7 protein-coding genes are annotated in these 8,574 nt (G+C 31.2%); 6 read left to right on the top strand and 1 reads right to left on the bottom strand.

The window, feature by feature from the left end; translation table 11 throughout:
• Positions 1-362: 362 nt before the first annotated feature.
• The gene (gene nagA / locus B8T70_RS17310; RefSeq protein WP_086895629.1) at positions 363-1,496 is read right to left on the bottom strand and encodes an N-acetylglucosamine-6-phosphate deacetylase; all 1,134 of its coding nucleotides are present in this window, start codon (positions 1,494-1,496) and stop codon (positions 363-365) included.
• 368 nt (positions 1,497-1,864) lie between these two features.
• Here nagA and B8T70_RS17305 point away from each other — a divergent pair, with 368 nt between their 5' ends.
• The 6 genes from B8T70_RS17305 to B8T70_RS17280 all read left to right on the top strand — a co-directional run bounded on the left by B8T70_RS17305 (position 1,865) and on the right by B8T70_RS17280 (position 8,430).
• Complete coding sequence (locus B8T70_RS17305) at positions 1,865-2,119, top strand: hypothetical protein (RefSeq protein WP_039114095.1); 255 nt, start codon at positions 1,865-1,867, stop codon at positions 2,117-2,119.
• Positions 2,116-3,708: a malate dehydrogenase (quinone) gene (gene mqo, locus B8T70_RS17300; RefSeq protein WP_086895628.1), complete on the top strand. Its 1,593-nt coding sequence runs from the start codon at positions 2,116-2,118 to the stop codon at positions 3,706-3,708. The genes B8T70_RS17305 and mqo overlap by 4 nt, the downstream gene beginning before the upstream one ends.
• 460 nt (positions 3,709-4,168) lie before the next feature.
• The gene (locus tag B8T70_RS17295; RefSeq protein WP_039114098.1) at positions 4,169-4,663 is read left to right on the top strand and encodes a TlpA disulfide reductase family protein; all 495 of its coding nucleotides are present in this window, start codon (positions 4,169-4,171) and stop codon (positions 4,661-4,663) included.
• 353 nt (positions 4,664-5,016) lie between these two features.
• Positions 5,017-5,487 (top strand): AraC family transcriptional regulator, encoded by a 471-nt coding sequence (locus B8T70_RS17290; RefSeq protein ID WP_086895627.1) that lies wholly within the window; start codon positions 5,017-5,019, stop codon positions 5,485-5,487.
• A 197-nt stretch (positions 5,488-5,684) separates the two neighbouring features.
• The gene (locus tag B8T70_RS17285; RefSeq protein WP_123912124.1) at positions 5,685-6,668 is read left to right on the top strand and encodes a helix-turn-helix transcriptional regulator; all 984 of its coding nucleotides are present in this window, start codon (positions 5,685-5,687) and stop codon (positions 6,666-6,668) included.
• A gap of 304 nt (positions 6,669-6,972) precedes the next feature.
• Positions 6,973-8,430, top strand: a complete 1,458-nt coding sequence (locus B8T70_RS17280) for a glycosyltransferase family 2 protein (RefSeq protein WP_039114121.1) — start codon at positions 6,973-6,975, stop codon at positions 8,428-8,430.
• Positions 8,431-8,574: the final 144 nt, after the last annotated feature.

Here is an 8,574-nt window from a genome sequence, read left to right as displayed (position 1 = left end):
GAGGTTTAGACTAGGAGAGGAAGTTTTTTGCCACAGATTACACGAATTTCCACAAACTTGTCCTTTGCGGTTATTTTGTTGCTTAATCCTCAACTTTTTAATCCGATTCGATTTAACCGCAAAGTACACAAAGAAAAAAACGCAAAGGCTCGCAAAGCTATTGATTAAACTTTGCGAGCCTTTGCGATTAATTTTTTTGCCACAGATTAAAAGAATTTTAACTTTAAAAATCCGTTTTATCCGTGTTTTCGCGATAGCGAATCTGCGTAATCTGCGTAATCTGCGTTCCTTTTTTCAGCCACAGATTTTAAAGCTTTGCGAACTTTGCGTATCCCGAAGGGTCGGGATTGCGCTCTTTGCGGTTAAATAACCGTAACAGCATCAAAATTCAATGTTTCTATTATCGATAAATCTGCATTGAATTGAACAAAGCTAGCAGGGAAACCATTTTTTATTTTCCCAAATTTATCTCCCAAACCAATGGCATTTGCCACGTGTGAAGTTGCCATTTTTATAGCTTCATCTGCAGAAACATCTAAATGATTATAGGCATTTTGTACTGCATCTTGCATTGATATTGCTGCTCCGGCAAGATTGCCATCGTTGTTTCTATAAAAACCATTTTCCAGATGTGCATCAAAATTATCCCATTTAAAATCAGAAACTTTTCGACCTAAAAATGTAGCGTCACTAATTAAGAAGAATTTATCTTGTTTTAGTTTATAAGCCAATTTTGCTGCAGCATAATCACAATGTGCGCCATCCAGAATCACGGGTGCATAAACATTTTCATTTTCGAGAGTTGCTCCAACTAAACCAGGTTCGCGATGACCAAATTGTGTCATGGCATTAAATAAATGAGTTACGAGTTTTATCCCTTTTGAAAAGTAAACCTGTGCTTCTTTGTGGGTAATGGTCGAATGTCCTATCGAAATTGTAATTCCGCTTTCTAATAACATATTCAGTTGTTCATCGGTAAAACATTCTGGAGCAATCGTGATTACATTTATAACATCTTTCCCATGTCGTATAATTTCTTCAAGTTCAGAATTTGTTGGTTTACGTACTTGGTCAATACTATGTGCTCCACGTTTTAAAGGATTTAAAAAAGGACCTTCCAGATGCATTCCGATTACGCCATTGTTATGCTTTTTTCTGTAACTACGCACAGCTTCAATTCCTTTAAGAATCGTTTCGTTAGATGATGATATTAAACACGGAAGCACATGAGTTGTTCCGTATTTAAGACTTGAATCATATATATCCTGAATCGTTTCTTCGGTTGGAGTCTGACTAAAATAATGCTTTTCGCCACCGTTTATCTGAATATCGATAAATCCTGCCGCAATATGGTTTCCTTGTAAATCAATCGTTTCAATATCATTTGGAATATCTTTTTGAACAGAAAGAATCGTTCCGTTTTCGATAATAATGACACCGTTATTTATTATTTCGTCACCAGTATGTATAGTTGTATTGATAATGGCTTGTTTCATTTTTATAATTTTATTGCTAATGTTTAATTAAGTATTTTACATTAATTGCACTACTTTTTATATTTAATCTTGTGATACAAACTTAGCATATTTCTTAAACAATGATAAGGATTTGATTTTCAATATTAGATTGTTTTTTTTCAAAAATATATTTTCGTAAAGCACCAGAGTAGCAAAATTTCATGGATAATTTGTGAATACAAAATAGAAAACTTCAATTTTATAAAAGTAAAATATACACATTAGGGTTTGGCTAATAGTTAGTAATTAGGCGACTAGCATTATTAATTTTTAGAGGTAATGATATTTTTTTTATCTTTAATAGGGATTAAGTATCTTATTATTAATAACTTATAAATGTAATAATTATGACTACAGCTACTTCTATTACCATTTTAAAACAGCAAAAAACACTTAAAACGCTAGCATCTATATTCCAGTTTTTGGCTTATGTTGTTGGTTTAGTAACACTAATAGGGACAGTGTACCTTATTGCGACTCCACGAGGAATTGGGGGATGGATTTTGCCAGCATCTACTTTTTTTTCGGGATTCATTCTGTTTTTATTTTTATTCTCTTTTTCAAAAATTATAAATATTCTAATTGAAATCAGTAGCAAATGAAAAAGAATTTCATCTGTTTGTTATGCATTCTAATATTAGGATCATGCGCTGATAAGAAAAGTAGCGAAGGCGAAACAGTAGATGTAGTTTTGGTTGGTGGTGGCATCATGAGTGTGACTTTGGCAAATATGCTAAATGAGCTTGATCCAGACATGACCATGGTTGCCTACGAAAGGCTTGATGCTGTAGGTCTGGAAAGTTCATCGGCATGGAATAATGCTGGAACAGGACATTCTGCACTATGCGAACTCAACTATACACCTGAACTAAAAGATGGTAGTATTGATACTCATAAAGCGGTTGAGATAAATGAATCCTTTGAAATTTCAAAAGAGTTTTGGTCGTATTTGGTAGGGAATAATAAAATTGGCCCACCAAAAACCTTCATTAATCCAACGCCACATATGAGTTTTGTGATAGGGGAAGACAATGTAAAATACCTTAAGAAAAGATTCCTGGCATTGCAGAAAGAACCGCTTTTTACTGGAATGGAATTTTCTGATGATCAAAAACAAATCAATAATTGGATTCCACTTGTAATGAACGGAAGAGATCCTTCGCAAAAAGTTGCTGCTACAAAAATTGATATTGGAACCGATGTTAATTATGGAGCACTTACTAATGAGCTGACTTCTAATCTTGTGAAATCTGGAAAAATGAAGTTGGAAGTAAATCATGAAGTAACCAATTTTAAAAGGAATGAAGATGGTACTTGGAAAGTGTATATTAAAGACTTAAAAAATAATATAAGCAAAACCATTAATGCGAAGTTTGTTTTTATAGGAGCAGGAGGAGCAACGCTACCATTGCTAGAAAAAACACATATTCCTGAAGCAAAAGGTTATGGAGGTTTTCCTGTAAGCGGGGAGTGGTTGGTGTGTAATAATCCTAAAATAATAGCGCAGCATCAAGCCAAAGTATATGGAAAAGCTTCGGTAGGTTCACCACCAATGTCGGTTCCGCATCTTGATACGCGAGTTATTGATGGTAAAAAAGAACTTTTATTTGGACCTTTTGCAGGATTTTCATCCAAATTTCTTAAAAACGGAACTTGGGCAGATTTGCCTGCATCATTTAATTTCTATAATATAAGGCCTATGCTAGAAGCTGGTCTTGACAATGTTCCGCTTACAAAGTATTTGGTAGAACAAGTTGTACTTACACCCGAACAAAGATTGGCGGCATTGCAGGAATATTTTCCTAAAGCTAAGATGGAAGATTGGGATTTAAAAATTGCTGGGCAAAGGGTTCAGGTTATAAAAATTGACAATACAACACAAAGGGGGATTTTACAATTTGGTACCGAAGTCGTAACAGCGTCAGACGGAAGTGTTGCTGCTTTACTCGGTGCATCGCCAGGAGCATCAACCTCGGTTTCGATTATGCTCAAGGTAATAGAAAAATGTTTTAAAAATGAACTTAAGACACCAAAATGGCAAGAGAAAATAAAAGAGATGATTCCGTCATACGGACTAAAATTATCAGATAATATTCCTCTCGCTAATAAAATAAGGAAAAACAATAGTGAGAAACTCGGAATTGTTTGGAAAGAAATCCATGCAGTTGCTCCAAAAACCGAAACTCCATAATCGATTTCTGATTTTTAAAGAATCTATCCATACGTAATAAAAGATGTATGGATTTTTTTTGCAATTTAAATAGCCGTAAAAGAATGTATTACGTTATTATTTAATGTAATAATAGATTACAAAATGAAGGTAAAATGTGTTTCTAAAATAAATTAGAAGGTTTTGGTTCGTAATTATATGTTAAATACGTCAGTTTTATAATAACAAAAAAAGCTGTTTTAAGATTTGAGATGATAATTTCGTTTTATAATGTAGCCATGAATTTAGTTTTAAAAAGTATTGAGTTCCTTCGATTATTAATCATAGTAATTAATAATCGAAGGAACTTTTTAATGTAGGTTAAGGAAAAAAATATTTATAAATTCGCCACAAGAAATAAAAACGATCCTACTATTATTAATCGTGCTATTTCTTTTTAGATAGACTGTTTTGTTTCATTGCCCTGAAAATATTATAACCTATGAAGAATTTATTTTTTACGCTTACATTTTTAATTTGCTCATTTACGAGTATCAATGCACAAACCGAAGGTCTTGATGTAGGAGATATAATTCCAGATATAGATCTTCCGGATACAAAAGGCAATGTAGTTACTCTTTCCTCTTTAAGAGGTTCTTTGGTATTTGTTGATTTTTGGGCTTCATGGTGTGGACCTTGTGTTAAGGAACAACCTGAATTAATAAAATTGTACCAAAAATATCCTAATAAGTTTTTGATTTATGGTGTTTCTTTAGACTCTAAAAAACAGGCTTGGTTAGGCGCAATGGCAAAAATAAAACAACCATGGATACAAGTAAGTGATTTAAAACTTTGGGATTCTCCTGTTGTATTAAACTATAAAATTCAAGCAATTCCGCTTAATTTTTTAATTGATAAAAACGGAATCATTCTTGCCAAAAATATTCACGGTAGTAAATTAGATGAGCTTATTAAAACGTTAACAACCGCTAACTAGTTTTCTTTTTATTTTCTTCTTTATTAAATTCCCTTTCCATTATATTGCTCAGGATTAGTATTTCTAGTTCCTAATGTAAAGCAATATTACAGCTTTTTTATGCCTTTATTTTTTTGAGTTTTGCCTATGTTTTAAATCAAAAATGGCTTAACGCAAGACATTATTGCTTTTTAGTGAACAATGTATAAAAGAATACTCTAGACCTTTACTTCCTAATGTAATTTTATTTTCTGAGCCTAAAAAAGCAACTGTATTTGTTTGTGATACAGTTGTGTATGGTTATTTATTTAAGGTATGTTATTATATATGCCTTGTTATAAATAATAGAAAGTTCTTAATGCTGATTAAAAATAATGCGTAAACTCCAGATTTATAGTGCTAAAGTTATTGATAGATTATTCCTTTTTGCGAAGTATAAAAATAAGATTATAAAAACATCTATAAAAAATACTTTGCAAACATTAAGTTTATTTGATGAGCAGAAAAGGCAAGAATATCTTTTGGCTTTGAACGAGGTTGTAATAAAAGAAAAGATTTTTTTGAATAGAAATCTTGTTATTCGTGATTTAGCTAAAAAAACGAGTATTCCTGTACATCAACTTTCTATTTTGATTAATACACAATACAATCTTCGTTTTCAGGATTATATTAATAGTAAAAGAGTAAGTTATTTTATAGACAATTTTGATCATAATTTGACTATTGAAGGAATGGCTTGGAATTCGGGATTTAAATCCAGAACAACTTGTTTTAGGGCATTTATAAAACATACAGGAAAATCTCCTTCAGGCTATATTAAATTTATAAAAAAGAGTTGTTATTAAGAAGGTTTTATTTCTGGATCATAAATATTCAGAGTATTCTTCATTAGAAAATTATGTAAGAAAAATCAATTGCTTATATTAGATGTTTTAGTTAAGTATTCACTTTTGGTACGATTGTTTCTTTTTGATTTGTTATTTAAATTAAATAGTTGAGGTTAAATTGTTCAGATGAATTAAATTATAAAACGGGTGTTTTTATGAAAACATTTGAACATTTTTGTAGCGCAGATCTAGATTGGGTTGCTCATTTTGCAGCGCAACTTGGAGCTAAAATAGAAGGGAATTTTATAGTTATTCCTAAGAAGTGTCATTATTCCGGAACTTGTTATTTTCTAGAATGTAATGAAGGTATTGTTGCGTTTTATGTAGATGTGGTTCATAATATTGATTTTCAAGTAACCCAAAAGAATGTAAAAGATGATTTCGTTGCGATGTATTATAATCTGACAGAAGGTGAAGTTTCTATTTTAAAAGATGATATTGTATATGACTTAGGGCTTTGGAAATATAATTTACTAATTATGGATGGTGCCTTACAATCAGATTTTTATGCTAAAGCAGGAAGTAAAATTTATATGCTTTGTGTTTTTATAAAAAAAAATATCTTACAAGTTTTTGCTCAAAAGAATAATATACCTTTTGATAGTATTAAAAAAAAGAGGAATCACGAAGATAGGGAAATTGTAAAATTTGACCGAATGAGCAACGAGAGTTATCATATTCTCAACGATTTACGCAAACTAAAAGTTGGAGGAGCAATATTTGATTTAAATCTAAAAGGAAGTGTTCAGTTATTACTTTCAAACTATTTAAATAAATTATCAAAAAAAAGAATCATCCTCGAAGAAGTTAATAGAAATGATTTTAATGCTATCATTTCTAGCCAAATGTATTTAATGGATAACGTAGAAAGTAATTTTCCCACGATTAAAAAGCTGGCTTTTAATGCAAATATGTCTCTATCAAAATTTAAAGTTCTTTTTAAAGAAATAACAGGAACTACGCCAAATTTGTTCTTTATGAATAATAAATTGCATAGAGCAAAAGAACTCCTTGAAGGTAGACAACTAACGATATTACAAATTTCGGATAGATTGCATTTTGGAAATACGTCCTATTTTGGGGCAAAATTTAAAAAGTTTTTTGGGATATCTCCCAGTACTTTTATCAAGCAATTATGAGATGAAAATCGTATAATCATCTTTGCAAAATACAAGAGGCTTTATTCCTGATTCTTTCGTGAAAACGGACTTCTATTTTTATAAAAATGGATACAATGTGTATAATTTTTACACAAGTTGTATACTAATTATACACAGCTAGTATACAAAAACTATCGTAATCGCCTCAATTTCTATTTAAAAGGACAATGGCACGGGGCTTGCTAAATTGGGATTTGTCCATTCTTTACAAACGAGAACAAGAAACGAAAAAGAATGGCATTTAGATAAAAGCCTTAATATAGAAAACGATAGTAATACAAGCATGAAAACTGAAACAATTTCAAAACAATTATTCTCTACAAGCAGCAATACAGGTAATAGCGGAGATTCATTAACAGGTTCTTTTTTTCGTATTAACGATAAATCATTCGCAAAAGCGATAAAAGAAACATCAAGTCCGTTAGGGATTATGGTACTTATCAGTACTTTTTTATTAATGATTGCTGGTGCTTTCTTAGTATATAAATTTCAATCAGACTTTGACCAATTTCATATAGACAGAATAAATTCTACGTGGGGATATCCATTTTTGGTTATAACAACAGTCTTTTTTCTTTTTAAAACGGGTGTTTTTCTATTTAATTTATTCCTTTATTTTAAATATAAACCAATAGAATCTGTTACAGATGAGTTATTGCCAACTTGTACCATAATTGTTCCTGCTTACAACGAAGGTAAACTGGTTTGGGATACTTTAGTAAGTTTAGCAGATAGCGATTATCCTGAGCAAAAAATGCAAATACTTGCTATTGATGATGGTAGTAAAGATGATACCTGGTACTGGATGCAACAAGCAAAAGTAAAATTAGGGGATCGTTTATCTATCTATCAGCAGCCTAAAAACCAAGGAAAACGTCATGCATTACACCGTGGATTTAATCTTGGTAACGGAGAAATTTTTGTTACTGTAGATAGTGATTCAGTAGTAAAAAAAGATACAGTAAGAAATTTAGTAAGTCCGTTTATTACAAATAAAAATTGTGGAGCCGTTGCAGGAAATGTACTTGTTTTAAATAATAAAAAAGCAATACTTCCTAAAATGTTAAACGTAAGTTTCGTAATGAGTTTTGAATTCATGCGTTCTGCCGAAAGTGTATTAGGATCTGTACTTTGTACTCCTGGAGCTTTAGCTGCTTATCGTAGCGATGCCGTATTTGCATGTCTTCCGGAATGGATTGATCAAACTTTTATGGGACAACCATCAGACATTGGCGAAGACCGTGCAATGACAAACATGATCTTAAAACAAGGACATGAAGTATTGTTTCAAAGAAATTCATACGTATTAACAAACGTACCCGAAAATTATACTGGTTTATATAAAATGTTCATCAGATGGGGAAGAAGTAATGTACGTGAGAACTTAATGATGGCACAATATGTTTTTAAAGATTTTAGAAAAGGATCTAAATTTGGTACAAGGTTATTATTTATAGATCAATCGCTTAAAATTGTTATGGCATATCCATTCATGTTATTTATGCTGTTTTTTATAGTAGTACATCCATTATTGTTTTTAGGATCTACGCTTTTAAGTATATTGATTGTATCTAGTTTCTCGGCTTTATTTTATGCCAAAAGACATAATGTATCAGAGTCATTCTGGGCATATTCTTATAGCGTGTTTTATACCTTTGGTTTATTCTGGATTACTCCTTATGCAATTATTACAGCAAATAAAAGAGGTTGGTTAACACGTGGTTTATCTGAAGTTAAATAGATAAAAACGGTTGTGATTTTATAAACTCAAACGAGTTAAAATATTTATAAAAATATTTTAACTCGTTTTTTTATGATTGAATCTTTTACCAACTAGTTAACAATTACTTTTTAGAGTGTTTTTTATCTTCGCCAAAAAATATTT

This window comes from Flavobacterium sp. AJR (genome assembly GCF_002156885.1).
In the GTDB taxonomy this organism is placed as follows: Bacteria; Bacteroidota; Bacteroidia; order Flavobacteriales; family Flavobacteriaceae; genus Flavobacterium.
Note: the sequence above shows the minus strand (reverse complement) of the source record. Positions and strands in the feature narration are given on the sequence as shown.